General features: G+C 69.7%; 21 protein-coding genes. 3 read left to right on the top strand and 18 right to left on the bottom strand.

Annotated features, from left to right (window positions below):
* Positions 1-9: 9 nt before the first annotated feature.
* From JDY09_RS08175 to JDY09_RS08210, 8 genes are all read right to left on the bottom strand, one after another.
* Positions 10-1,341 carry an MlaD family protein gene (locus tag JDY09_RS08175; protein WP_274716443.1) on the bottom strand — a complete coding sequence of 444 codons (1,332 nt, stop codon included), beginning with the start codon at positions 1,339-1,341 and terminating at the stop codon, positions 10-12.
* On the bottom strand, positions 1,338-2,774 hold the full coding sequence (locus tag JDY09_RS08180) for an MlaD family protein (protein ID WP_274716444.1): 1,437 nt from the start codon (positions 2,772-2,774) through the stop codon (positions 1,338-1,340). Before JDY09_RS08180 ends, JDY09_RS08175 begins: the two co-directional genes overlap by 4 nt.
* On the bottom strand, positions 2,771-4,180 hold the full coding sequence (locus tag JDY09_RS08185) for an MlaD family protein (RefSeq protein ID WP_274716445.1): 1,410 nt from the start codon (positions 4,178-4,180) through the stop codon (positions 2,771-2,773). Before JDY09_RS08185 ends, JDY09_RS08180 begins: the two co-directional genes overlap by 4 nt.
* The gene (locus JDY09_RS08190) at positions 4,177-5,649 is read right to left on the bottom strand and encodes an MlaD family protein (protein WP_274716446.1); all 1,473 of its coding nucleotides are present in this window, start codon (positions 5,647-5,649) and stop codon (positions 4,177-4,179) included. The genes JDY09_RS08185 and JDY09_RS08190 overlap by 4 nt, the downstream gene beginning before the upstream one ends.
* Complete coding sequence (locus tag JDY09_RS08195; protein ID WP_274716447.1) at positions 5,646-7,034, bottom strand: MlaD family protein; 1,389 nt, start codon at positions 7,032-7,034, stop codon at positions 5,646-5,648. Before JDY09_RS08195 ends, JDY09_RS08190 begins: the two co-directional genes overlap by 4 nt.
* 134 nt (positions 7,035-7,168) lie before the next feature.
* Positions 7,169-8,068, bottom strand: coding sequence for an ABC transporter ATP-binding protein (locus tag JDY09_RS08200; protein WP_274716448.1), 900 nt, complete (start codon positions 8,066-8,068; stop codon positions 7,169-7,171).
* Between the two features lie 25 nt (positions 8,069-8,093).
* Positions 8,094-8,894 carry an ABC transporter permease gene (locus tag JDY09_RS08205; RefSeq protein WP_274716449.1) on the bottom strand — a complete coding sequence of 267 codons (801 nt, stop codon included), beginning with the start codon at positions 8,892-8,894 and terminating at the stop codon, positions 8,094-8,096.
* Between the two features lie 68 nt (positions 8,895-8,962).
* Positions 8,963-9,706, bottom strand: a complete 744-nt coding sequence (locus tag JDY09_RS08210; RefSeq protein WP_428837480.1) for an MlaE family ABC transporter permease — start codon at positions 9,704-9,706, stop codon at positions 8,963-8,965.
* A gap of 247 nt (positions 9,707-9,953) precedes the next feature.
* Here JDY09_RS08210 and JDY09_RS08215 point away from each other — a divergent pair, with 247 nt between their 5' ends.
* A complete protein-coding gene (locus tag JDY09_RS08215) occupies positions 9,954-10,556 on the top strand; it encodes a hypothetical protein (protein WP_274716451.1) in 603 nt (200 codons plus the stop codon).
* Between the two features lie 49 nt (positions 10,557-10,605).
* On the opposite strand, the gene JDY09_RS08220 is transcribed toward JDY09_RS08215, so the two are convergent.
* The 3 genes from JDY09_RS08220 to JDY09_RS08230 form a co-directional block, all read right to left on the bottom strand.
* The gene (locus tag JDY09_RS08220) at positions 10,606-11,433 is read right to left on the bottom strand and encodes a DAPG hydrolase family protein (protein ID WP_274716452.1); all 828 of its coding nucleotides are present in this window, start codon (positions 11,431-11,433) and stop codon (positions 10,606-10,608) included.
* Between the two features lie 53 nt (positions 11,434-11,486).
* Positions 11,487-15,029, bottom strand: a complete 3,543-nt coding sequence (gene metH / locus JDY09_RS08225) for a methionine synthase (protein ID WP_274716453.1) — start codon at positions 15,027-15,029, stop codon at positions 11,487-11,489.
* A 72-nt stretch (positions 15,030-15,101) separates the two neighbouring features.
* Entirely contained in the window at positions 15,102-17,477 is a 2,376-nt protein-coding gene (locus tag JDY09_RS08230) for a flippase-like domain-containing protein (protein WP_274716454.1), read from the bottom strand.
* An 86-nt stretch (positions 17,478-17,563) separates the two neighbouring features.
* On the opposite strand from JDY09_RS08230, the gene JDY09_RS08235 reads away from it, so the two are divergent.
* On the top strand, positions 17,564-18,268 hold the full coding sequence (locus JDY09_RS08235; protein ID WP_274716455.1) for a chlorite dismutase family protein: 705 nt from the start codon (positions 17,564-17,566) through the stop codon (positions 18,266-18,268).
* 48 nt (positions 18,269-18,316) lie between these two features.
* On the opposite strand, the gene JDY09_RS08240 is transcribed toward JDY09_RS08235, so the two are convergent.
* The 3 genes from JDY09_RS08240 to JDY09_RS08250 are packed head-to-tail and all read right to left on the bottom strand — an operon-like array spanning position 18,317 to position 20,492.
* Entirely contained in the window at positions 18,317-18,823 is a 507-nt protein-coding gene (locus JDY09_RS08240) for an SRPBCC family protein (RefSeq protein ID WP_274716456.1), read from the bottom strand.
* On the bottom strand, positions 18,820-19,878 hold the full coding sequence (locus tag JDY09_RS08245; RefSeq protein ID WP_274716457.1) for a MerR family transcriptional regulator: 1,059 nt from the start codon (positions 19,876-19,878) through the stop codon (positions 18,820-18,822). The genes JDY09_RS08240 and JDY09_RS08245 overlap by 4 nt, the downstream gene beginning before the upstream one ends.
* On the bottom strand, positions 19,875-20,492 hold the full coding sequence (locus tag JDY09_RS08250) for an RNA polymerase sigma factor (RefSeq protein WP_274716458.1): 618 nt from the start codon (positions 20,490-20,492) through the stop codon (positions 19,875-19,877). The genes JDY09_RS08245 and JDY09_RS08250 overlap by 4 nt, the downstream gene beginning before the upstream one ends.
* 79 nt (positions 20,493-20,571) lie before the next feature.
* Between JDY09_RS08250 and JDY09_RS08255 the strand changes: the two genes are divergently transcribed.
* Positions 20,572-21,441, top strand: a complete 870-nt coding sequence (locus tag JDY09_RS08255) for a MerR family transcriptional regulator (RefSeq protein WP_274716459.1) — start codon at positions 20,572-20,574, stop codon at positions 21,439-21,441.
* Here the strand turns inward: JDY09_RS08255 and JDY09_RS08260 are convergent.
* The 4 genes from JDY09_RS08260 to JDY09_RS08275 form a co-directional block, all read right to left on the bottom strand.
* Positions 21,361-22,818 carry an FAD-dependent oxidoreductase gene (locus JDY09_RS08260; protein WP_274716460.1) on the bottom strand — a complete coding sequence of 486 codons (1,458 nt, stop codon included), beginning with the start codon at positions 22,816-22,818 and terminating at the stop codon, positions 21,361-21,363. The two genes, JDY09_RS08255 and JDY09_RS08260, sit on opposite strands and share 81 nt — an antisense overlap.
* A gap of 38 nt (positions 22,819-22,856) precedes the next feature.
* The gene (locus tag JDY09_RS08265) at positions 22,857-23,957 is read right to left on the bottom strand and encodes an RDD family protein (protein WP_274716461.1); all 1,101 of its coding nucleotides are present in this window, start codon (positions 23,955-23,957) and stop codon (positions 22,857-22,859) included.
* A gap of 85 nt (positions 23,958-24,042) precedes the next feature.
* Complete coding sequence (locus JDY09_RS08270) at positions 24,043-24,900, bottom strand: fumarylacetoacetate hydrolase family protein (protein WP_274716462.1); 858 nt, start codon at positions 24,898-24,900, stop codon at positions 24,043-24,045.
* Positions 24,901-25,020: 120 nt separating this feature from the next.
* Positions 25,021-25,380 (bottom strand): HesB/IscA family protein, encoded by a 360-nt coding sequence (locus JDY09_RS08275; protein WP_274716463.1) that lies wholly within the window; start codon positions 25,378-25,380, stop codon positions 25,021-25,023.
* Between the last annotated feature and the right edge of the window lie 18 nt (positions 25,381-25,398).

The raw sequence follows: 25,398 nt of genomic DNA on the forward strand, positions 1-25,398 counted from the left end.
CGCTCCTCCTCACTGCGCTGCGCAAGCTTCCTGGGTCGTGGGCGCGTCGAGCAGTTCGGACAACGTTCCGAGCAGCACGTTGACGCGGATGATTGAGTCGAGCACGGTCCGCGCCTGACAGTTGAGCAGGATCATGCCGCGACGCAACGGCCCGTGCGCGTCCTGCAGGCCGAACAGGGTCGCCCCGTTGTGGTTCAGCCACGCGGTCCAGAACAGGTAGCCCTCTTCGCTGCCGGGCGGGTTGTAGGCGACGCCGTTGAGGAGCTTGTTGAGGAAGGTGAAGGCACTCGCGAGTCGCGGTGCGGACGGACCGAGCGTTGCGGCCGCGCTGCGCAGCGCGCGCACGGTGGGACGCACGTCGCGGGCAAAGGGCCGCAGCTGCGTGCGCACCACCGGCGTCGTCTCGCGGAACAGGTCGCGCTGGGCGCGCAAGGCGGGGGCGAGCGCGCGCGCACCCGGCCGCAGTTTGTCGAGTGCCGGGCCGAGGTTGTCGGCGAGCGTTCTCGCCTTAGCGAGCGTACGGTCGGTTTGCGCAAGAGCGGCAGGGAACAGCCGCAGCGCGGCGCGCAGGTTCTGCTCTTCCGAAGCGAACGCAGCGAAGTTGGCGTTCGAGCTTTCCACGAACTCGGCGAGCTGGCGATCGCGCTCGGCGAGCGCGCTCGAGATCAGCTGGAAGTTGTGGATGACACGCGCGAGGTTGCGCCGGCGTTCCGCCAACAGCTCGACGATGCGGCGCGTGTCGCGGCTCGTGGGGGCGAAACGTTTGAACGCCGAGCGCAGTTGAGCAGCGGAGTTCTCGACGCCGCGGCGCGCGAACGCTTCGCCGCCGGCGTTGACGAGGATGCGCAGATAGTCGCGGGCGTCAGCGTCGAGCTGGTCGAGGATCTCGTCGAGGTTGACGTCGGGCAGAGTGTTGCGGATCGGCACGCGCCCGCCCTCGGGCAACCGCCCCGCCGACGGCGTGCCCGGATCGAGCGACAGATACATGTCCTTGAGTCCCGTCTTCGGTCGCAACAGAATCGTCGCGTTGCGCCAGATCGGCGCGTACTTGCGACGGATCTTCATCTCTACGATCGCGCGCCCACGCTCGACGCGAACCCCACCGATCTCGCCGACCGGTACGCCGGCGATGTTCACCGTCTGCCCTTGCCCGGGCACGACTGCCTGGCCGGTCGGTAGCTCGGCCTCGACCGTGTAGAAGTCGGTCCCGATCAGCGGCACCCAGCCCGGCAGGTAGAGGCGCTGGTTGGAGAGGATGTAGCCGCCGACGGCGAGCGCGAGGATCACGCACCCGACGAGCGCGAGGAAGTCGCGCAGGTTCTTGCGGATCGCCTGCCTCACGGTCCCGCCCCCGTTCGTGCCGAGTTGAGATCCGGGCGCTGGTTGCGGTAGCAGGGGAAGGTGGTGTTGACGGGCGGGCGCTGGGCGGGGCGCACCGGTCGCGTGCCGAGCGGCTGCAGCGGGAAGTTGCCGAGCATCGCGCCACCCGGGAGCGTCTCGGTACGCACGCGCACACTGCCGCCACCGGTCTGGAAGCGGGTGTAGAAACCGTTGCCGTCGAAGTTCTGCGATTCGCCCGCGAGCCCGACCATCGACTGGAAGAACTCCTGGTAGTTCTTGAGGCCGGTCGTGAGCGGCCCGTCCTGGATGACGACGTCGCCCGTCGGCAAGAGCACATCGAGGGCGCAGCGGTTGACGAGATCAGCCTGCGGCAACAGCCGGATCGTGCCGCCGGTGAGTGTCGCGAGGTTGCGGGTGGCGGGACGCAGGTCGGCCACCAGACCGCGCAGCTCGGCGGTCGAGAGCAGCGCGCGCACCTCGCGGATCCACGGGAACGCGGCGTCGATCGTCGCCGGCGTTTCGCGCACGCCCGGGAGGATCTCGCGCGCGAACGCGCGCGTCGCGGGGAAGGAACGGTCGAGGCTGGCGAGCGCCTGACGGGCGCTGCGCAACGCTCCGGGCAGGTTCTGGACGGTGCGGGCGACGTTGTCTTGTTCGGCCGCGAAGGCGGCGACCGTGGTGTTGAAGTTCGAGATCAGGTCTTTGAGCTGCTCTTCGCGGCTGACGAGCGCTGCCGACACGCGTTGCTGCGCAGCCACCAGGCGCGAGAGGTCGCGCGCCTCGAGCCCCTGTAGCGCGTCGTTGACGACGGCAGTGCCGCGCAGCGCCTCGGGCGCGTCGACGAGCGAACGGTTCAACGCCTCGCCCGCTGTCAGACCTTGCACCTCGGGATCCTGATCGGCGTCCTCGCCCGGTGTCGGGCTGCCGCCGACAGCTCCACCGTAACCCTGGACGAGCTCTTGCAAGCGCTTGCGGGTATCGGCTCGCAGCGAGTCGAGCACCTGACCGAGTTGCACCGTCGAAGCCGTCTGCGCGAGCGGGATCGTCGCGCCGTCCCGCAGCGTGGGCGTGCCCGGAGTGCCGGGGTTGAGGTCGACGAAGAAGTTGCCTTCGAGGAAGATGCGCGGTCGGATCTTCAACGTCGCGTCGCGGTGGATCGGCAGCGCGTTGCGCTCCAGCTTCATCACCACGACGCTGGCGCTCGCGCCGCGCCCGGCAGGCTCGACGCGCACCACCTTGCCGACTTCGACGCCCGCTATCCGCACCGGCGAGCGCGCACCGATGTTCTTGGCGTCGGCGAAGACGGCCCGCAGCTCGAACTGCTGCCGGAACGGGTTGGCGCGGCTGAAGCCGAAGTAGGAGAAGAGGACGATCACGACCAGCGTCAGAACGCCGGCGCGTAGCGGCGATGTCCCGTCGCGCAGCCGCCTCACCGCTGACCCTCCGTGCGCGTGCCTTGGTTGCCGGGCACGTTGCCGATGACCGTACGGCCGGGCAGCCACGGCTCGTTACCCGCCTCGCACTCGCGCGGCTGCCCGGGCGAGGCGGTGTTCGGGTAGAGGTTCGTGTGCAGGTAGAGCGTCGGTGCGCCGCCCCCGTTCGCCGGTCCGGACGACGGCCCTGCCTCCGAGTTCGGCCCAAGCGGCGGCGACACGACGATGAACCGCTGCCAGGTGCCGGTCCGGTTGCCCTCGGATAGGTGGTCGGACACGTTGCGGAACCAGAGCGTCACGTAGTTGCACGTCGTCTGCACGGGCGCCAGGAAGGCGATCGCTGGCCGCAATGCCCGCGCGAGCCGCGTGAACTGACCGAGCCCCCGCTCGACGAGGGGGTCGGCCGCGAACTCGGCGAGTGTGTCGAAGACGTCGGCGGCGCGTTCGTTGAGCGGCGGCGTGCGCGGCAGCGTGCGCGTGCCAGCGGCGAGCGCGTCGGCGATCGTCGCGGCCGATCGCGACAGCGCCGCGATGCCGGGACGCAAATCGGCGAAGAGCGCTGCCGAGTCGCGCAGGAACGGCCGCTGCTTGGGGAACTCGCGCGTCGCGGCCTCGAGCGAGGGAACGGAGCGCGAGATCGTCTCCTGCAAGTAGGGGCGCGCGACGCGGGCGAGCGCGGTGAAGGTGGTGTCGAGGTTCACGAACAGCGCCGCCTGCTGCTCGGCGACCGGTGCCACCTCGGCCGCTGCCCGCTCGAGCGCTGGGAAGAGGCGGTCGAGTCGCGTCTCCGGCGCCGCCAGGTTGGCCATCACTGCCCGCAGGTCGTCGAGCAAGGCGGGGAAGCGGGCGATCGCGGTGTTGAGGTCGGCACCGCGCCCGGCGAAGCCGGTGCCGAAACCCTGTAGGCCGCGCTGCTGACCGGCTCGTGTGCGCCGGTCGAACATGTTGAACAGCTCGTCGAGCTCGACCGGCCTGGGCCGTGCCGCTGCGAGCGACAGAATCGCACCCGCCCGTAGCGGCCTGCGCGAGCTGCCCGGTCGGATCTCGAGGAACTTGAGGCCGAGCGTCGAGCGCGGACGCACCAGGACCGTCGAGTCGGCTGGTAGCGGCTCGACCACCTTGTCGAGCTTCAGAGTCAGCTCAGCGAACGGACGTCCCGCGCGGTCGCGCCGTGCGCGTATCGCAGAGATCACCCCGACCCGCGTCCCGCCGATGCGCACGTCGTTGCCTCTGACCAGGTTGGCGGCGTCCGGGAGCCGCACCTTGACGTCGTAGGTCGGCACGAACGGCAAACCGCGGTTGGCGTTGTAGGCGAGGAACACGGCGATCACCGTTACGAGCACCGTTACGGCACCGACGAGCACCGGACTGCCCGCCAAGGCTGTGGCGCCGCCGCGTCGCCTCACCGCCCGTCACCTCCCAGCAGGTAGTCGAGAAGCGGCTGCGCGTCGCGCAGAGCAGGCGATCCCTGCCGTGCGTTGGCGCGCAGGCGCCGCAGCGCGCGCTCGCGCTCGGCGCGCGCCTGATCGCCTAAGAGTCCACCCAGCACCGTCCCGGTCGCCGGCACGTTCGACGTCTGCGCGCCCGTGCCAGACCCCGACCCGGCGCGCGCGGCGCGTGCTTCGCCGGCAGCACTCGCGCTCGCGGAAGCGCTCGCGCTCTTTGGTCCGAAGGTCGCGATGCAGCTGCTGAACTGCGTTGCGGTGTAGTCGGTGCACTGGTTGACGAGCAGGCGTGCCCGCAGGTAGTGGCCGAGGGCGTCGAACCCGTTCGTCGACGTGGTGCCGTAGAAGAGCGTTTGCAGCACGTAGTCGATCGCCCCTGTGCGGTCGAGCGAAGCAGTAACCGCTGCGAGGTCGCGCGCCAAGGGCTCGAGCTCGCGGCCGAAATCGCCTAGCTGGCGGACGATGTCGAGCGAGCTGACGAGCGCCGGCCGGCCGCGCTCGGTCGCACGCCCGAGGCTCGTTACGGCCGGTACCGAGGCGCGCGAGAACGGTCCGAGCAGCTCGAGGACGCGCGAGATCTCCGTTCCCGAGCGGTTCAGGTCGCGCGCCACCGGCGTGGCCTGGTCGACGAAGCCCTCGAGGTCCGCCATGAGCGGCCGCAACTCGCGCAGAAAACCGGGCAGCCGGGCGATCGAACGGCGGATGTCGGCACGGCGCTCGGCCGATGCCTGGCCAGCGCGGTTCGCTTGCACGATGAAGTCGGCAAGCTGCTCGCGCTCGCGCGCCAACGGTGCCAGGACGCGATCGGACTCCTCGGCGAGCCGCGCGAGGATCCTGTTCTGACGCGCGAGGGTCGCAAGCACGCGGTCGGTCTCGCGCAGCGCGGGGTTGGCGCGGTGGATCACTTCGTTCAGTTCGCGACCGCGGCCAGCGAGCCCGGTTCCGAGCTCGTCGACGACGATCGCGAGCCGCTGCCGGAAAGGCAGCCGCATCACGTCGTTGACGAGATCGACATCGACGGGCGTGCTCGTGTTGCGCACCGGCAGCAAGTACTGCCCCTTGCCCGGGCCGTGCTCGATGCGCCTGAGCTCCGGCGCGCGACTCGAACCGGGGTCGCAAGCGACGAACTTCTCGCCAATAAGCGACTGGGGACGGATCGTGCAGTGCGCGTCGGCACGGAAGGGCGTGAACCGGCGGTCGTCGATCCGCAGCACGATTGCCGCCTTCTTGTCGGGGGTGACATCGAGACTGTCGATGCGGCCGACGACGACACCGGCGACCTTGACGTCCTCGCCGACGACGACCGCCGAGGCGTTGTCGAAGATCGCGCGCACTCGGTACGGCTCGCTGCCTGTCGAGCGGGCAGCCACCGCTAGCACGGCGACAGCCACGACGATCGCAACGCCGATGGTTAGAGCGCGCTTGCTCATGGTCCTGGCGGCACGGCGGAGGGATCACAACCAGGTGCACTGAGCGGTGCCGAACCGTCCGGCGGGCGTTGCACCGAGGCTCCCGGGCAGCGGCGATAACGGCCGGGCTGGAAGGCGTCGAGCAAGTTGTCGGTGCGCGGACGCAGCTCGAGCTGGTTGCCGTTCAAGCGGAAGCGGCTGAAGATCGGCTGCACGCGCGCGTAGTGGCCGTTGGCGTCGTAGTTGGCGGCGACAGCGCCGAACTTTGTGAACCAGGCGGCAAGGTCGGGCGTGTAGAGGCGCGCGTAGTCGACGACCTCGAGCGAACGGTTGAGGGTCCGAATCGTGCGCGGAAAGACGACGTCGGTGAGGTCGGCGAGCCGCGGCGAGCGCGCGACCAAGTCGATCAAGTCGTTGTCGGCCCCGGGCGAGCTGACCAGAGCACTGAGGTCGGCGATCGCCGGGCGGGCGTCGACAACGAGGGGCAAGAGCTCCTGGAAGAACGGCGCGAGGCGTCGCGTCGCTGGTTTCGACGCTGCGACCAGGACGTCGAGATCGTCGAGCGTCGAGCGTAGATCGACGAACGTGCTGTTGGCCTGGCGCAGTGTCCCGGGAAGCTCGGCCAGGGCGGCGTCGAGGTCGCGGTTGCGCGAGGCGATCGCCGTTGCCGTGGCGTTGGCGTTAGCGACGAGCTGCGAGAGCTCGTCGCGGCGCTCGGCGATCGCGCCGACCGCACGCGAAGCATCGCGCAGGAAGCGCTCGAAGGTCTGGGAGTCGCGAACCAACTCGGCGGTCAGGCGCGTGGTGGCCTGCAACGCGGGAGCGAAGTAACGGGTCGCGGCGTCGGCTTCGCGCGCTCGGCCTGCATACCACGCACCAGAGCCGCGGATCAGCGCGCGCAGGCCTTGGCGCGTGCGTTCGTCGAGCGCGTTGAGCACTTGATCGAGATCGACCGGCGCTTGGGTGCGGTCGGGCGGGATCGCCGCCCCGTCCGGCAGCGTTGGAGCGGTCCCGGGACCGAGCGTAAGCTCTACGTAGCGGTTGGCGATTCCTGATAGCGAAGCGGCGCGGATGCGAGCGCGCGTGCCACGCCGCAGCGGCAGGATCGAGTCGTCGTCGATCCGCATCTCGACCCGCGCCCGGCCGTCGTCGGTGAGGCCGATGTCGGTGATTTCGCCGACGGGCCGCCCGCCCGCCCACACCTGATTGCCAACCACGAGCTGCCCGGCGTTCTCGAACGTCGCTGTGACGCGATAGCCGCCCCCGCCCCCGAGCGCGACGATGGCGATGGCGGCGACGGCGGCCACGAGCGCAGCCAGCGCCGCGGTCCGCACGAACGAGCGGCCGCCGCGCACGACCGGCGGCGGTGCGGGGACGGTGCTTGCTGGCGGGGGCGGGGCAGTCAACTCCGGCTTACTACAGGAGATCCCTGGGTTGCCGTGTCGGTCGCTCGCCGCGCTCGCTTGGCGCGGGCGCGCGCACCCCCTCCCCCTGCCGATGATCGCTGCCTGCGTGTTCGACCGCTAGCACCGCCGCCACTTCACTCCATTCCCAAAGGCCCTTGTGCATCGCCGCTCAAAAACTGGCGCACGAACGGGTTGTCGGACTGAAACAGCTCCTCTGCCGGCCCGGATTCGACGATCCGCCCCCGCCACAGCACCGCGATGTAGTCGGCGAGGCGCCGCGCGGACATGATGTCGTGAGTGATGACGACGTAGGTGCCGCCGTTCTCTTCGTGCACCTCGCGGATCAGCTCGCAGAGGAGCGCCGTTCGCACCGGGTCGAGCCCCGAGTCGGGCTCGTCGAAGAGCACGATGTCCGGCTCGAGGACGAGAGCGCGCGCGAATCCGGCGCGCTTGCGCATCCCGCCCGAGAGCTCGTTGGGCATCTTCTCGGCCGCCTCGGCGAGGCCGACTTCACGCAGGCGGCGCATGACGATCTCGCGGATCTCCTCCTCCGACTTGTCGGTGTGTTGGCGGAGGGGGAAGGCGACGTTGTCGTAGAGGTTCATCGAGCCGAACAGCGCGCCGTCCTGGAACAGCACACCGAAGCGCTTGCGCAGCTCGAACAGCTCCTCGTCGCGCAAGCTCGGTACCGACTGCCCGAACACGCGCACGTCGCCCTCGTCGGGATACATCAGGCCAACGATGTGCTTGATGCACACCGACTTGCCGGTGCCGGACGGGCCGAGAATCATCGAGATCTGTCCCTCGGGAATGCCGAGGTCGAGACCGTTGAGCACGACGTTGCGGCCGAACGCCTTGCGCACACCGATGAATTCGATCGCGTCGCGCCCGTTGTGCTTGCGGTTCTCGCCGCGGTGGAAGCGGTAGGGATCCTCCTCGCCGGCGGCACCGGGAATCTCGCCGCCGGGCGGTGCCTGCAGCGGCCTGCCCTGGGGTTCATCCGGTCTCGTTCCTGCCCCGAAGCCCTCGCTCATCGCCCCTCCCTGCTCGACCAAGGCGCTAACCGCCGATCGGGGCGCGCGGGTTCGCGCCCCAGAAGATCTGTGTGCCGACCATGCCGACTAGGTGCACCATCACCGTGTTGACGAGCATCGACTTCGCCGTCGCCGTGCCGACGCCTACGGGCCCGCCCGACGCCGTATAGCCGTAGTAGCAACCGACGAGCACGATCACCGTCGCCATCGCCATTCCCTTGATCACGCTGAACAAGAGGTCGGGCGGGTTCTGGAACATCCAGAAGATCAAGAAGAATCCGCCCGAGGAAACCTCGCCGATCTGCTTGACCACGGCGAGGTACGAGGCGAAGAAACCTGCGCCGACAGCCGCGACGTACAGGAAGGGCAGCACCAGCCACGCGGCAAGCAGGCGCGTCGCGCAGAGGAAAAGCAGCGAATCGATGCCCATCACTTCGAGGGCGTCGATCTCTTCCGAGATACGCATCGCTCCGATCTCGGCGACGAGTCCCGTGCCGACCTTCGCCGACATCATGTAGCCGAAGGCGTACGGCATCACCTCGCGCAGGTCGCACCAAGCCGAGAACACACCCGCATAGGCGGGCGCGCCGACCGAGCGGTTGAAGTAGGCACCCTCGATCCCGCACTGCAAGCCGAGGATGAAGGCGAGTCCCCAGATGACCGTGGCCGATCCGAGGATCAGGATCCCTGCCTGCCGCAACACCTCGCCGAAGAAGCGCAAAACGCGCAGCGAGAAGATGTCGCCGACGACGCGGGCGCAGAAGCGTGTGATGTCGCCGAGCGCGAGCAGCCAGTCGCGCGGCGCTGCGATCCAACCCGCACCCATCGCCTAGACGCCCCTCCTGCTCTTGTCTGCCAGCGTTGCCACCGCGCTACTGACTTGCACGACCGCTGTCACTTGATCGCCGAGGTGATCTCGGGATGCGTGGCGAGCAGCGTCTGCGTGAACACGTAGTTGAAGGCGAAGATGCCGAGGAACTCGATCACCACCGCTTGGTTGACGGCACGGCCCACGCCCTCGGCACCACCGGAGGCGGTCATCCCCTTGTAGCAGGAGACGATCGCGATGATCGCGCCGAAGATCGTGGTTTTGACGACCGACCCCCAAAGATCGGTGGTCGTCGCGTTGTTGAGCAGCGTCGCGAAGAACGGACCGAGCGGCGCATTGAACGTGAGCGTGGCGAGAACGCCACCGAAGATTCCGAAGATCAGCGCGTAGACATCGAACAGGCCCGTAACGATCATCAGCGCCAGAAAGCGCGGGACCACCAGGTTCTTGACCGGGTCAACGCCCAGCACCTGCAGCGCGTCGAGCTCCTCGCGGATCTTGCGCGCGCCAAGGTCGGCGGTGATCGCCGTCCCGCCGACACCGGCCAGGATCACCGCCGAGGCGATCGGCGCGAACTCGCGCACCGACGCGAGCACGAAGAAGCCGCCGAGGCGGTCGATCGCGCCGAAGATCACGAGGAAGTTGCCGGCCTGCAAGCCCGGCGCGCCGTAGCCGAAGGCGATGGTGGTGATCATCAACGGCAGCCAGCACAGCCTCAGCATGAACAAGAACTGCTGGACGAACTCGCTGCCGTACGGGTAGGGCGGACGGACCGCGGAGACGATCGTGCGTCCGGTGAGGATCATCATGTCGCCGACTTGCTCGAGCAGGCTGCGAGCCGGCAAGAAGACCCGTTCGGTTGTCGCTTGGACCACGCTCGAACTCCTCCCCGCGCCGCCGGTTCGGCGCTGCCCTACACGCCACGAAGCCTAAGTGATCGACGGTCTCGAGGGCAACGGAGAACCGTCGCGGCACCGCTCGGGCCCGTGGTATGTTGGCCGCGCCTTGGCGTGGAGGGGTGGTGAGCGAAGGTCAGCGCCGACCCGGCGCACGGCCGTGGCGACATCGGTCACGGTCGCGCTCACCGTCGCGTCGGCCGTCGGCTGTGGTCCGCCCGAGCGCCAGGACGCCGGTGCACCCAGCGGGCGCTTTGCGGTCGAGGTGCTGTCGGCGTCGTTCCCGACTGCGCAGCGTCTCGCTCAAACGTCCCGACTCGAGATCGTCGTACGTAACGCCGGGAATCGGACAATTCCCGAGCTCGCCGCCACCGTCCAGGGCTTCGATACGCGCGTGGCGCGCAGCGACGTGGCCGACCCGCGACGCCCGGTGTTCATCGTTAACGCTCGCCGGCGATCGATCGGTGGCGAACCGGAAGTGCAGGAGATAGCCCCGGGAGCGAACCGCACCGCTCTCAACGACACATGGGTGAGCGGCCCCCTCGCTCCCGGCGCGACACGGCGTTTGGTGTGGAGCGTGACCGCGGTGCGAGCAGGGCGCTTCCGCCTGCGCTGGTCGCTCGCGCCGAGCCTGTACGGGCGCGCCGTTGCCGTAGACCGGCGCACCGGTCGCCGTCCCGCCGGCGAGTTCGTCGTCCGTGTCAGCGACCGCGCACCGCAAGTACGCGTCGCCGACGACGGACGCACGATCGTCGCCCGCTGACCGCGCCATACGGCGCTCGGCACGTGCCGGGGCGAAAACCTTCGCTGGCTCAGCTCGGGCGTCCGAAGCGCGTGTAAAGGTCGGGCAGGATCGCCGCCAGGTTGGCGAACTCTTCGCCGCAGTGCAGCAGCAGCGAGCGGGGCGCCACCCGCGGAATCGCAACGCGGCGCACGAGCTTGCGTCGGAGCAGCGGCGTTGCGAGCTGCCCGAGCAGGCGAGGCCCGTAAGGACGCAGAGCGGCACCGATCCAAAAACGGCTGCGCAGGACCAGCCCGTCACCTGGCGAGCGCAAGAAGACGTGTGCAAGACACGTGTGTTCGACACCGAGCCTTGGCTCGCCAACGACGGCGCAAGATACAAGGCCGACGTTGGGCCGCTCGAGTGTGTCGCGAGGAAAACCGAGCTTCCACGGCTCGACGAACCGGATGCGCAAACGCCTGCGCCCGAAGCCGACGTCCTCGGTCGAGTCGTGCACCGCTCCCCAGAAAGGAAGTGTGCGAAGGTCACTCCGGCTAGCCGCAGGTGTCGGCTCGCGCACGAGCTCGGTCGCGAAGTGCGCCCGCGGATGCCAGATGCGGTAGCGGAGCGGGTGGTGCGGAAACCAGGTGAACCACCACTCGATCATCTCCGGTCGCACGCCGGGCATCTCGACACGCGACGCGACGTAGCCACAACCGTCGGCGAGCCACCCCCAGCCGCACTCGGCAGCGAGTGGCGCGGGATCGAGCAAACGCTCGAGGTCGTTGCTCGCCAAGCGCTGCATCTCGACTTGGGCGAGAGCGGGTGCAGCGGCCGCCGTCGCGACTGCCTCGGGCGCCTCGGGAACGCGCTCTAGTAGACGCTTGAGAACCTCCTCCTCGCGCTCTGGGCTCGCCACGCGCCGAGCGTACAACGCGCCCGCGCGCTGTCAAAGACAGGCGGTTTACAGCCTCAGTCCTTGCTGGGCTGCGCTACGGAGCCTGTCGCGGCCCGTGACGGCGCCGGGCCCGCTGACTTTTCCGACAGCGCGATCACCTCGTCGGGCGCCTCGCCGGTGGGTATCCGGCCCGACTTCATGCCGAAGTAGATCGCTTGCGGATGGTGCGCTACCAGCGCGACCGTCGACTGTTCGGGCTCGAGAGCGTAACCACCGGAGAGCGTTATGCCGATGCGCGAGAAGCCGAGCAGCCGCTCGACTTTGACGTGCTCGGCCTGGTCGGGGCACGCCGGGTAACCCCACGAATAGCGGCGGCCCTGGTGGGGCGGGATCCCGAGCTGCTCGCGCACCTTGAAGTGCAGCCACTCGGCGAGACCCTCGGCGGCTTGCACCGCGAGCCCGTGGACGTACAACTGCTCGGCGAACTCGCCGCGCCGTTCGAGCTCCTGCACGCGCTCGGTGGCCTTCGGCCCGACAGTCACCGCTTGCAGCGCGACGACGTCGCGCTCGCCCGCTTCGACCGGCCGGAAAAAGTCGGCAAGACAGAGCCGGTCGTGGTCGGGCTGGCGCGGGAACACCAACCGCTCGAGCTCGCGCTCGGGATCTTCGGGGTCGAAGACGATCAGCTCGTTGCCTTGCGACGCGCAGGGGAAGTAGCCGAGTAGCGCGCGCGGTTCGAGGTAGTCCTGCTCGCGCCACATCCGCTCGAGCCGTGGGCGGAACTCCTCGCGCACGAGCCGCTCCCACTCCTCACCCTTCACGCCGCGCCCGCCCCAATGGAGCTTGAAGAGAACGTGCACGTCAAGGTGCGGGAAGACCTCGTCGAAGTCGACGTCGATCTCGCGCACACCCCAGAACGGTGGCTGCGGCACAGGTACGTCAGTGCGCACCGCCGAGCGCACCGACGCGTCGTCGGTCGGACCGCGCTCGCGGCGCTTGTCGCCGGCCCGGCGCAGTTCGAAGGCCTCGCGGCGGATGCGCTCGACGAGCTCGCGACGCCGCTCGGGCTCGACGAGCTGGTCCATCACCGCCAGGCCCTCGAACGCGTCACGGCAGTAGAAGACGCCGGGCTCGTACACCTCGTCGGAGTCGTCGCGCGGGAACAGGATGCGGCGGCCGAAGTCGCGGTTGATCGCCGCCCCGCCGACGAGCACCGGAAAGTCGAGTCCGCGCTCGTGCAGTTCGCGCACACAGATCGGCATCTGTTTGGAGGTCGAAACCAGCAGCGCCGACAGCCCGATCGCGTCCGCCTTGTGCTCGAGCGCACCGTTGATGATCGTGTCGACCGGAACCTGTTTGCCGAGGTCGACGACCTTGTAGCCGTTGTTCTCGAGGATCGTCTTGACGAGCGATTTGCCGATGTCGTGCACGTCGCCGAAGACGGTGGCGAGAACGACCGTGCCCTTGGTGTGCCCCTCGATGCGATCGAGATAGCGCTCGAGACGCGCCACGCAGCGCTTCATCACCTCGGCCGACTGCAGAACGAAGGGCAGAATCAGCTCGCCGGCCCCGAACTTGTCGCCGACCTCTTTCATCGCCGGTAGCAGAACGTCGTTGAGCGTCGGCACGGCGCCGATCTTCTCGACGCAGCGGTCGATCCACTCTTCGACGCCCTCCTTGCGACGTCTGAGAATGTGCCAGTGGAGCGCCTCCTCGGGCTCCATGCCGGCGGTGGGGTCGGTCGACGCGTCGGCCTCGGCGTCGGCGCCCTTCGCTTCGAAGTGGGCGATAAAGCGCTCGAGCGCGTCGGGGCGCCGGTTGAAGACAAGATCGTCGGCGAGCTCGCGCTCCTGCGCCGAGATCTCGGCGTACGGCGTGATGTGGTTGGGGTTGACCATCGCGAGGTCCAACCCGGCCTCCACGCAGTGGTGCAGGAAGACTGAGTTGAGCACCGCGCGCGCCTGCGGCGAGACGCCGAAGGAGACGTTCGAGATGCCGAGCGAGGTTTTGCAGCGCGGTAGCTCGCGCTTGATCGCGCGGATCCCTTCAATCGTCTCGATCGCCGAGCCTCGCCACTCCTCGTCGCCGGTGGTGAGCGTGAAGGTGAGACAGTCGAAGATCAAAAGCTCGGGATCGAAGCCGTGTTCGCCGCAGACGAGGTCGTGGATGCGCTTAGCCACCGCGAGCTTGCGCTCGCGCGTCTTCGCCATCCCCTCTTCGTCGATCGTCAGGGCGATCAGCGCCGCGCCGTGGGCCTTGGCGAGCGGCACCACACGGTCGAGCTTTTCGCGCCCGCCCTCGAGGTTGATCGAGTTGACGATCGGTCGCCCGGGGATCTGCTCGAGCGCGGCGCGGATAACGTCGGGCTCGGTCGAATCGATCTGGATCGGCGCTGGCTGTGTGAGCGAGATGCGCTTTACGACCTCGCGCATCTGTTCGGCTTCGTCCTGGCGCTCGGTCAGCGCCACGCAGACGTCGAGAACGTGGGCGCCCCCTTGCACCTGGTCCTCGGCGATCTGCACGATCCCGTCGTAGTCGTCGGCGAGGAGCAGCTCTTTCGCCTTGCGCGACCCCTGGGCGTTGACGCGCTCGCCCACCAGCGTCGGGCGCGGCTCCTGCACCAGCGGTGTCGCGGTCATCATCGACGCAAGCTGCGGCGGGCCCGGTGCCGGGCGCGGCGCCACCTCGCGGCCGCCAACCGACTCAGCGATCGCCCGGATGTGCGCCGGCGTCGTGCCGCAGCAGCCACCGACGATCGCGACGCCGTGGCGTTCGACGAACTCGGTCAGCACCTTCGCGATGTGCTCGGGTGTCTCGGGAAAGATCGTCTCGCCGTTCGGTCCCTGGCGCGGGATGCCGGCGTTGGGGATGCAGTGCACAGGTACGGTCGCGTGCTCGCCGAGGTAGCGGATCGCGTCGCGCATGTCCTCGGGACCGGTCGAGCAGTTGAGCCCGATCGCGTCGACGCGCAGCCCCTCAAGGATCGCGAGCACCGCCGCGATGTCGGTGCCGAGCAGCATCTTGCCCCCTTGGGGAAGCAGCGACACCGAGCACTGGATCGGCACGCTGCGCCCGACGTCGCGGAACGCTTCACGCACGCCGAAAACAGCGGCCTTGACCTCGAGGATGTCCTGTGCGGTCTCGATGATCACGAGGTCGACGCCGCCCTCGAGGAGCCCGCGCGCCTGTTCGCGGAACACCTCGACGAGCTCGCCGAAGCGGATCCGACCAAGCTCGGGGTCGTCGGAGGCGGGAAGCTGACCTGTGGGCCCGATCGACCCTGCCACCCAGCGCGTTTCGCCGCACGCGGCACGCGCGATCTCGGCGGCGCGGCGGTTGATCTCGACGGTGTGCTCGCCTAGGCCCCACTCGTCGAGCTTGATCCGGCTCGCCTGGAAGGTGCAGGTCTCGACCACCTCCGCGCCGGCATCGAGCATCGACTCGTGCACGCCCTGGATGACGTCGGGGCGGTTGAGAACGAGCGCCTCGTGGCACTTCCCCTGCAAACCGCCGTAGTCCTCGGGCGTGAGGTCGAACTGCTCGAGCGTGGCACCCATCCCGCCGTCGAAAACGACGACGCGGCGGCGAGCCAGATCGATCACGTTCTCGCGAGCCATGAACCGTTGATGCTAAACGGGACGCGGTGCCTGTCGGGCATCGCGGCCGTCAGCGGAGCGCCCGGCCCAGGCTCAACTCTCGGCGCGCGCTGGCCGCTCGCGGACCGCGATCGGCGCGGGCGGCAGCTCGATCGGCGCGGCATGGAGCGCCCGAACGCGCAGCTCGCGCCACGTCATTCCTTCGCGGACCAGCGCCGGCAGACCGAGCGCGAACGCGGTGCCGATCTCGACCGCCTGAAGGATGATTCCGTACGCGAGCGCGTCGGCACGCCCGACGCCGTACGCAGACAGAACCGCCACACACGCCGCTTGGAAGACGCCGATGTTCGACGGCGTCGCCGGCAACACCGCGGTGACGTTCACGGCGAAGAGAACGGCGGCAGCCGCCGCCAACGGTTCCTCGACGTGGATGCCGAGCGAGCTCAAAAGGACGTAGCAGGCGGCGAGCTGCAGGGCCCACGCTCCGGTCTGGCAGATCGATGCCCAAAGCGCGAGGCGGGGACGGCGAAAGACGCGCAGCCCGCTTCGAACTCTCCCGACGAGCTCGCGCGCGAGCGCAGCAAGCGCGGCGATGCGACCCCCGTTAGCCGCCACGTCGCGCGGCACGAGCCAAGGAAAAGCCGCGATCAAAACCACGAGCGCCAACGGAACGGCGACGACGCCGACCAGTGCTGCCGGGCGGGTGCGCAAACCGTCGAGCGAAGAGAGCGTGACAACCGCGAGGGCCGCGAGCGCCGCCAGGTTCAGCACGGTTTGCGAGATCAGCGTTCCAAGCACGATCGGCAGGTGGTCGCGCACGCGGCCGAGCCGGCGCGCGACGACGAGCGCTCGCGAGGGCTCGCCGAGGCGCGCGGGCAACGTCGCCGACATCAGGACGCCGATCATCGTCGCGCGAGCGGCGTCGCGACGCCGGACGCGCACGGTCGCCAGCGCGCTGCGCAAGATCGAGTGCCACGCCTCGGCACGCAGCAGCAGCGATGCGGCCATCAACGCGAAAGCCGCTGCTACCCACAGCGGCGCGGCTTTGATGAGGGCGGCGGCGATGCTGTCGAGCCCTAGCCGCTCGACAGCGAGCCAGGCGAGAGCGACGCCGACGGCGGCGCCGAGCGCCGTAGCGGCGCGGCGAAGCGCCCGCCTGGTGCGTTGTCCGTCGAGCGGCGTCGCCGGCGCGGGCTCGGGAACCGCACACGGTCGCGGAGGCGGCGGCGTCTCGGCCGCGGCAAGGCCGACGCGTGCGCGCAGCCCGCTCGTCCGCGGGGCGGCGATTGCCTGCTCGTAGACGCTCTCGACCTCTTGCGCTACCCGCTGCCAGTCGTAGCGCTCGGCGGCGCGCTCGGCAGAACTTGCGAGGGCCGCCAACCGCTGGCGATCGTGGGCGAGCTCGCGCAACGTCGCAGCGAGAGCGAGGGCGTCGCCCGGGGGGACGAGGATGCCCGGGGGCGCGCCCGCGTCCCCGGCCCTCGCTCCGCCGGTAACGACGTCGCGGTAGCCGGGAATGTCGCTGGCGACCACCGGAGTGCCAGCAGCGAACGCTTCGGTCAGCACCATGCCGAAGCTTTCGCCACCCAGCGCCGGTGCTACGAGCAGGTCGGCGCTGGCGAGGAGGCGCCACTTGGTCCGCTCGTCGACGCGCCCCAGCGCGACGATGCCGTCGTCGTCGATCGAAAGCGCCTCGACCTCTTCCCGGTCGGGGCCGGCGACCACGAGACGCGCCGCGACGCCGGCGCGACGCAAGGCCTCGAACGCGCGCAGCAGCACTGGCAAACCCTTGCGCTCGTCGGCCCGCCCCAGAAACAGCACCTCGAGATGGCCGCGGCCACCGCTGCTGCCGTCTGCGGCGCATTCGGCCGTCACGCTGGCGCGCGCGGCGCGCCCGGCGGCGAGATCGACTCCGTTTGGGATGAGCTCGTAGCGGCCGCCGTAGAAGCGCCGCGCGGTCCATGCAGCAGCTTCGGACACGGCGATGCGCCGAGTGATCTTGCGGTAGAGGCGGCGGCAACCGGCGACGTTGGCCGCGAACCAGTTCGCGGAACGGCTCGTCGAGTAGGCGTGGAAGGTCGCGACCAGCGGCGCGCGTGCGTGTTCGACGGCGAACCAGCTGACCGCGGGTGCGTTCGGCTCGTGCACATGGACGACGTCGAACTCTCCGTGGCGCAGCCACCAGCTGAGGCGGGCGACGCCGTTGGCGGTCAGGCAGAGGTTGGAGAGGGCGCCGTTGGCGGGCAGGGCGACCGTGCGTCCGAGCGGCACCACCCACTCCGGAAGCTCGCGCGCAAGTGGCCGCGCCCCACGGTGAAGCAGGCGCGCCCACCGGTCGTCGGGATCGACCGGCACCATCAGCAGCGCATCGTGACCTCGCGCCCGCAGCGCACGCACGAGCGCTTCGGCGTGCTGTCCTACCCCGCCCGCGTAATTAAGCGAGTAGGGCGAGATAACGGCAACGCGCACCGGCCAATCGTAACGCTGCCCCCGCCGGCCGGGGGCTCGCCCCCAGCGCGCCATGCTCCGGGTAGTGGCAAACTGCAGGGCGAGCGATGGCTCGCAGGCACTTCGTCAAGTACACGTTCCTGGCCGTCGACCCCGCCTGGCGGCGGCTGCCGCGCGACGAGCGTGCTCGCCACAAAGAAGAAGTTCGTGCCGCTTGCGAGGCGTTCGCCGAACAGCACTTTCTGCGCAGCTATTCGCTTGTCGGCACACGCGGCGACTGCGACCTCATGCTGCGCACTGCGGCGCCGACGCTCGACCCGATCCACGAGCTGCACGTGCTCCTCAACCAGACCGGGCTCATGGCCTACGCGCGCATCGCGTACTCGTACCTCTCGGCGACGAAACCCTCGCCCTACGCCGATCGCCCGCAACCGCTCGCGCCGCGCGAGGGACAGGACGGCCGGTACCTCGTCGTCTACCCGATGTGGAAGAAGCGCGAGTGGTATCGCCTGCCGGCCGAGGAGCGGATGCGGATCATGCGCGAGCACATCGAGGTCGGTCGTCGCTTCAGCGGTATCGACACCAACACCACCTACTCGTTCGGGCTCGACGACCAGGAGTTCGTCGTCGCCTTCGACTGCGACGACCCACTCGAGTTCCTGGACCTTGTGGAGACCTTGCGAACCACCGAGTCGAGCAGCTACACGCGCTCGGAAACGCCCATCTTCACCTGCATCCGTTGTTCGCTGACGCGGGCGTTAGACGCACTCGACGGCGAACGCATAGCGATGACCGCCGACGTCGCTCGCTGAACGCTCGCCCGGCTCTCGGCCCCTGCCGGACGTGATCCCGCTCGCCGGTCACGCTTCGCCGAAGCGGCGCGCCAGCTCGACCCTGCGATAGGCGAAGATCCGCTCGATATCGCGGCGCACGAAAAGGCGGTGGGCGAGCTGGCCGAGCGGCCCGAACGGCAGCGCGTAGAACACGCGGTCGCGCACCAAGGTTCCACGCGCATGTTCTTCAAAGGTGTGCGTGTGGTGCCAGAGCCGGTAGGGCCCGGTGACCTGCACGTCGACGAAGCGGTAGGGCGGCTCCCACGCGACGATCGCGGTTAGCCAACGCACCGGAGCGCCGCGAATGCGGAGCGTGTAGGCGATCTCGGCGCCCTCGACGACCGCAGCGGGAGCGCGCTCGATGCGGAAGCGCAGCCACGGCGGCGTGATCGCCTCGAGGTTGCGCGGGTCGGCGAAGAACGGAAAAACGGCGGTGAGCGGTTGCGTCAGGACCTGTTCTTGCTCGAAGCGGTGAACGCGGGTCGCGAGGACGCGTCGCGCGAGATGGCTGCTCGCGACCGACTTGCCGCTCATCGGCGTCCGCCCCCGACACGGGCGAGGGTGCGTTGTAGGAGGGAGGCTGCTACCGTCGGCGCCGGCGAGGTGGCGTCGCGCCGCGCACACACGCTTCGCAAGCGCTCGGCGAGCTCGACGAGCCCGCTCGCGGGTGAGGCGGCCGGGGTAGCCCCCTTGCGTGGCTGCCTGCCGCTGCCCGCCACGGCCAGGAGTTCGGCGGCGCACACGATCGCGGTACGGACGTCTTCGCTGTCGAGCGTCACGAGCGCCTCAAACGTGCGATCGCTGTCCGCCGAAGCGGGCTCGAGACGCTCCCGCGCGACGAGCGCGAAAGTCAGCGCGGGACCGTACGCGACCAGCGACCACTCGCGTGCTAACGGGTGGCGGGGCTCCAAAACTACCTCGGCGAGTGCGCTCATGGGGGAACGGACTCCGCCCGGTCCGCAGTGCAAGGCAAGGCACACCTGCGCACCCTCGGCGAGCGCCTCCCAGCGCGCGAGCGACGAGCGCAGAAAGCGCGCGCGTTGGAAACAGCCGACGATCGCCCAAAGCTCGTCGTTTGCCGCCGCCTCGTCCTCGACGCCGTGGCTCAGCGCTGTGAGCGCGGCTTTCGTCTGGACGTGCGACTGCAGTCGTGGCAGCCGCCGCCGCAGGGCGGCGAACAGCGAGCCGCCGCCAGCGGCCGAGATCGCACCAGCCGGCGGCATTACCGCGAGCTCGTTGGTCGGCGGGCCAGCGGCGATCCCCGCGGCGCGTGTGATAGCGGCCGGCAGCGACACCCCTTCACGCCGTAGCGCTTGCACCCGGCGTAGCTGTTCCACTGCCTGCCCGTCGTACGCGCGGCGCCCGCCAGGCGTCCGCCGCGGTCGCGGGAAGCCGTAGCGGCGCTCCCAGGTGCGCAGAGTGGCGGGAGCGACGCCGACCAACCGCGCTACCTCGCTGAGAGTAAAAAGCCGTTCGCTCGCCGCAGCTTCGCCACCGCGCTGGGCCGCGCCGTCGAGCGACGGCGGGCGACCGCTGGACCGACGCGAACCCGCCCCGTTGCTGCTCGCGATGTGGCTGCCGCCGGTCACGCCGCCTGCCGTGCGGGTGGCGAGCCGAAAGCCGTGGCGCGGGCCGGACGCGCGCTGGTTTTCTCGAGCTCGGCACGTGCCTTCGCCAAGCCGAGCCGGACTCTGCTTTTGACGGTTCCCGTCGGTGAGCGCTCGAGCTCCGCTACCTCGTCGGTGCTCAGCCCGAGCAGCAGGCGCAGGGCGACCGCTCGCCGCTGTTCCACGGGAACGGCACGCAGGGCACGTACCGCTTGGCGCGCGTCGTCGCGTGCCAGCGCGATCTCGTCCGGCCCCGCCGCTGCCGCCAGCGTGCCGCGCTCGCGCGCGGTGAGACGCTCCACCGCACCGGTCGCGGCAGTACGCGAACGGGCGGCATCGAGCGCTCGACAGCGCGCCACCATGGTGATGTAGGTAGCGGCCGACGCCCGCCGCGGATCGAACCGTTCGGGCCGCTGCCAGAGCCCGAGGAAGACGTCCTGCACGACGTCCTCGGCGGCCTCGGGATCGCCCAGCACCCGCGTCGCAGCGGCGCGCGCTAGCGGCGCGCACTCGCGATAGACGCGCTCGAACACGTGCGTGTTCGCCAGGCCCGTCTGCTCCGCCCCCTGCACCGCACTCCACGCTCTGTGTTTCATGCTGAACAAATATAGCTATTCATGATGACTAGCTTTCTTCTCCCACGTGAGCGCGCCGCATGCCACGCTTCCTGCTGCGATGCCGGACGAGCACAACCTGATTGGAATCGCCGAACTGGCCGCCGCTTCCGGCGTGCCGCAAGCGACCCTGCGCACGTGGGAGCGCCGTTACGGCTTTCCGAGACCGCGCCGCAGCCCCTCGGGCCGGCGTCTCTTCGACCGCGACGCAGTCGAGGCGGTGCGCCGCGTCACGACACTGCGTGCCCAGGGACTGTCGCTCGAGGCCGCAATCGCTCTCGCTCGCGACGAGGTCGCTGCTCCGGGAAGCCCCTTCGTGCACGCCGCGAGCGTGGCGGTGGGCGTGTCGCGTCTTGTCGTCACCAAGCGCACGTTGGTCGCGATCAGCCGCGCGATCGAGGACGAAATCGCCTTGCGCCTGCGGGGCGGCGTGGTCGTCGGCTTCTTTCAGCGCGAGCGCTTTTTCCGCCAGTCCGCGCGGCGCTGGGCCGACCTCGCGAGCGCGGCCGACGCTTGTTTCGCCTTCGCCGACTTCCGCCGGGCACGCGCGGGGGCGGTGTGCGAGCTGCCGCTTCCCTCCGCTTCCGAGGCACGTCGCGACTGGGCGATCGTCGCCGCGTCGGGAGAGTTCGCCGTGCTTTTGTGCGGGCGCGAGCTCGCGGCAGCGCCGCGCCTTCAGGACGACCGGCGCCGCCGCTTCGAGGCGTTCTGGACGACGGAAATAGGAGCGATCAAGGCCGCGCTCGCCAGTGCCCGACGAATCGCGCACACTGTCGCCGATGGGGAGAGTCGTGAAGCGCTTGCGCCGCTCGACGAGGTGCTCGAAAGCGGTCGCGTGGCCCCGCCTTCGTTAGCGGCTCTCGTGTCCTTGTGCAACCGGATGGTGCTCTACGCCGGCGAGGGCTTGCCGGAGGAGATCGCGTCGATCTGAGAACTTGACCCGCGGGCGTCCTTGGGCGCGCCCGCGTTCGCGTTCGGCAGCGTCAATCCGCAGCCATCCCGAGTAGTCGACGAGCACCACCCGGTCGCGCAAGCCGAGCTCGTCGAGAGGGTCGCGGTGGCGATCGGTGGATCGCACCGAGTCTGCGGACGCTTGCGACTCGACCGTCGCCTGCCTGTCGAGATCTTCGAGCACGGCCGCGGCCGTCTCGGCGGCGTCCTGCTTGTTCGTGCCGATCACCCCTGTCGGCCCCCGTTTAGCCCACCCTGCAACGTAGAGTTTTGGCAGAGGGGCGCGACTGGCCGGATCGAGCACCCGCCCCCGATCGTTGGGAACGATCCCGCGCTCGGCATCGAAGGGAAGCTCGGGCAAGGGCTCGCTGCGGAAGCCGACCGCCCGCACCACGAGCCCGCACGCGATCGATTCCGTCAGGTCGGTGGCTACCGCAACCACACGACCGCCATCTTCGACAAGCGTGTTGCGCACCACCTCGACGGCCGCGACACGACGGTCGCCGACGATGCGCAGCGGGGAGCGGCGGAAGAGAAAACGCAGCCGTCGCTCGGCGTGCCCGCCCTGGCGGCGCGCGAACTCGCTGAACGTCTCGAGATTGCGACGCCGTGTGGGATCGTCGGCGCGGGCGAGCGTGCTGCGCGAGGCCGGCTCGAGCTCGAGCTCGCGCGGATCGACCACGACCGCACAGCCCGGTATCGCGCCGAGCTCGCGCAGCTCGGGGTTCGTGAAAGATGCCTCGGCCGGCCCCCGGCGCCCGACGATCACCACCTCGCGCACACGGCTGGTCCGCAGCGTCTCCAGAGCGTGGTCGGCGATGTCGGTGCGCGCCAAAAGATCGGGGGGCGAGAGCAGGATGCGCGCGACGTCGGCGGCGACGTTGCCGTTTCCGACCACGACCGCCCGCTCGCACGAGAGGTCGACGGGCAGGTCGCGGTAGTCGGGATGGCCGTTGTACCAGCTGACGAAGGCGCCCGCACCCAGCGAACCGGGAAGGTCCTCGCCGGGTATACCAAGCTCGCGGTCGACCGGCGCGCCGGTCGCCACCACCACCGCGTCGTACACGTCGAGGAGCTCGGAGAGCGTGACGTCGCGGCCGACTTCGACGTTGCCGAGGAAGCGAAACCCGGCGAGCCGCGCGACGCGCTCGAAGGCGCGCGCTACCGCCTTGATGTTCTGGTGGTCGGGGGCCACACCGAAGCGAACGAGCCCCCACGGGGTCGGCAGACGCTCGTAGACGTCGACGGCCACGGCGCCCGGCCGCTGCCGCAAGAGGAACCCCGTGACGTACATGCCGGCCGGCCCGGAGCCGACCACCGCCACCGCTGCCCTAGCTTCGCGCTCGGCCGCTGGCACCTCCAGCAGCCTATCCGCGTGCACGACGAGCGCTGCGGTCAGCGTCCGGTGCCCGCGGCGGGATCACGGTCGCCGGCGGACCCTCCGTTCTCCCAGTCGCCCATCAGCAGCTCGATCGGCGACGAGACGACCTGCGTCTGTCGCACCCGCACCTCTCCGCCGGCGCTGTCGGGCGTAGCCACGTCGCCGGCCACGTTGTCGTCCGCTGGCGTCGAGCCCTCAGCGCTCGCGTCGCGCGCCGGGGCCATCGAGTCCTCCGCCCGATCGGCTTCGCTCGCGCCCCCTGTCGCGGCGGGGCGGTCGGGCTCGACCGCGGACGCCTGCTCGGCCCCGGGCAGATGCTCCTCTGCCGAAGCGGGCGCCTGCTCGGCGACCGCCGGCGCCTGCTGCTCGGCCACAGAGTGCTCCTCCCCGGCCACAGCCGGCGCGCCCTCAGCCACAGCGACTGCCTCGTCGGAAGAGGTGTCCGCCTCCTCGGCCGCGGCCGGCGGTTCCTCGGGCGCTGGCGTGACTTTCTCGGCCGCGAGCGCAGGCCCCTCTTCCACGGGCGCCGCCTGCTCGGACGCGAGCGCCGCGGGGGCGTCGACGCTCTCGACCGTTTCGACGGTCTCGCCCTGAGCGCCGCTTGCGTCTTCCCAAAGCGCAGCCTCTTCGCTAGCTTCGCTGGCCGGCTCTTCCGCCACCCACGTGACGCCGGCAGGGGAGGCGGCGGCGCGCTCCGGCTCAGCGTTCTGGTCTAGTACCAACGTTCCAGCTGCGATGTCGCCGAGGCGCTGTCGCCGCTCGCCGGTACGCCACATGCTCACCAGCCCGACCAGATAGACGGGCAGCGCGTCGACCAGCCGCAAGACGTTGCGCAGCAACACCTCGCGGAACCCGGGCAGGCTGCCGTCGGTGCGGAACACGCGCAGGCGGAAAAGCCGCTTGCCGAGCGTCTGCCCGTTCAAAGCCTCCAGCGCTACGAAGTAGTAGAGCGACCAAAGCACGGCCATCGCGCCGCCCTGCACACCACCGCCGGTCACCCCCTGCACGATCACGAAGATCCCGGCGCAAACCACGGCGTCGACCAACCCGGCGGCGATGCGCCTCCCGTCGACGCGACGACCGCCGTACTCGAGCAGTCCGGCACGGATATCCATGCGCTCCAGATCGGCAGCTCGCCCATCGAGTTGAGAGCGCAGCCGCGATTTGCAGCGGAAGTTGCGTTCGCAGGCGCGCCTACGCTCAGTCCGCAGCGCCGATGTGCGTCACGAGCTCGCCGAGCACGCGGGACCGCACGATGAGCTCGTCGCCGGGGCGCAACCACACGCGCGGCTTGCGCAAGCTGCCGACGCCGGCGGGCGTTCCGGTAGCGACGACGTCGCCGGGCTCAAGCGTCATCAGCGCCGAGAGATGAGCGACGAGCGCCGGTATCGAGTGCACCAGATCGGCCGTCGTCGCCGCCTGCATCCGCTCGCCGTTCAACAAAAGTTCGATGTCGATCGCGTCGTGGCTGCCGGCCTCGTCGGGCGTGACCAGGGCCGGTCCCATCGGCGCCGAGCCGTCGAAAACCTTGCCCGGCATCCACTGCGGGGTAGCGAACTGCAGGTCGCGGGCCGACAGATCGTTGAACAGCGTGTAGCCAGCGATGTGGTCAAGCGCCCGCTCCTCGGGTACGTCCCTGCAGCGCTGCCCGACCACGAAAGCGACCTCTGCCTCGTAGTCCACTTTGGCACTGAGCCGCGGCAGCGGCACGGTGGCTCCCGGCGCCGCGAGCGCGTTGCGGAACTTGGCGAAAAACGTGGGCTGCGACGGTGGCTCGGCCCCTTGCTCCTCGGCGTGAGAGCGGTAGTTGAGGCCGATGCAGACGATCTTCTGGGGAGCGAGGATCGGCGGCTCGAGCGAAACCTCGTCGAGGCGACCGACGGTCTCGCCGGCGTGCACCGCGCCGAGCTGGCCGCTCGCCACCAGGTCGTCGACCGTCGCGGGCCGCGCATCGTCGCCGGCGGTCTCGGTCGCTACGTCGGCGCGGTAGACGACCCCCTCGCGCAAAACACCAGCGCGAACGCAACCCTGTCGATCTCTGTAGTTGACGAGCCGCACGCGGCGCACCCTACCCGACAGGGCGCGTGGGCGGCAGCGAGCGACCGGCTAGTGCTTAGCGCGTGCGCGGCGGCATCGCGCGGGCGCTCGGCGGCTCACCGCCGTGCGTAGATGTCTAGGTCAGACCGCCGCGCCGCACGACGGCTCCTCGTCGGCGATACGGAACGAGGAACCGCAGCCGCAGGACGCTACGACGTTGGGGTTCTCGACCTGGAAGCCCGCGCCCATGAAGCTTTCCGTGTAATCGACGGTCGAACCGTCGACGTAGCGCAGACTCGCCGGGTCGACGAACACCCGGATGCCCTGCGACTCGAAGACGTGGTCGCCGTCGCGTTGCTCGTCGAGCGCGAGCGCGTACTGGAAGCCCGAACAGCCGCCGCCGCGCACGCCGACGCGCAACCCGACTTCCCCCTCGCTTGCGCCCTGCGCGGCCATGAACTCGCGAACCTTCTGAGCGGCGAACTCGGTCAGCGTCACCATCGTGGTGCGATTGTAGGC

This window comes from Thermoleophilum album, assembly GCF_028867705.1.
Lineage (GTDB): Bacteria > Actinomycetota > Thermoleophilia > Solirubrobacterales > Thermoleophilaceae > Thermoleophilum.

Bases quoted from the DNA above. Each gene is read 5' to 3' on its own strand.
- JDY09_RS08250 (WP_274716458.1), bottom strand. From the start codon at position 20,492: ATGAAACACAGAGCGTGGAGTGCGGTGCAGGGGGCGGAGCAGACGGGC.
- JDY09_RS08200 (WP_274716448.1), bottom strand. From the start codon at position 8,068: ATGAGCGAGGGCTTCGGGGCAGGAACGAGACCGGATGAACCCCAGGGC.
- metH (WP_274716453.1), bottom strand. From the start codon at position 15,029: ATGGCTCGCGAGAACGTGATCGATCTGGCTCGCCGCCGCGTCGTCGTT.
- JDY09_RS08255 (WP_274716459.1), top strand. From the start codon at position 20,572: ATGCCGGACGAGCACAACCTGATTGGAATCGCCGAACTGGCCGCCGCT.
- JDY09_RS08235 (WP_274716455.1), top strand. From the start codon at position 17,564: ATGGCTCGCAGGCACTTCGTCAAGTACACGTTCCTGGCCGTCGACCCC.
- JDY09_RS08190 (WP_274716446.1), bottom strand. From the start codon at position 5,649: ATGAGCAAGCGCGCTCTAACCATCGGCGTTGCGATCGTCGTGGCTGTC.
- JDY09_RS08210 (WP_428837480.1), bottom strand. From the start codon at position 9,706: ATGATGATCCTCACCGGACGCACGATCGTCTCCGCGGTCCGTCCGCCC.
- JDY09_RS08205 (WP_274716449.1), bottom strand. From the start codon at position 8,894: ATGGGTGCGGGTTGGATCGCAGCGCCGCGCGACTGGCTGCTCGCGCTC.
- JDY09_RS08265 (WP_274716461.1), bottom strand. From the start codon at position 23,957: ATGGATATCCGTGCCGGACTGCTCGAGTACGGCGGTCGTCGCGTCGAC.
- JDY09_RS08275 (WP_274716463.1), bottom strand. From the start codon at position 25,380: ATGGTGACGCTGACCGAGTTCGCCGCTCAGAAGGTTCGCGAGTTCATG.
- JDY09_RS08240 (WP_274716456.1), bottom strand. From the start codon at position 18,823: ATGAGCGGCAAGTCGGTCGCGAGCAGCCATCTCGCGCGACGCGTCCTC.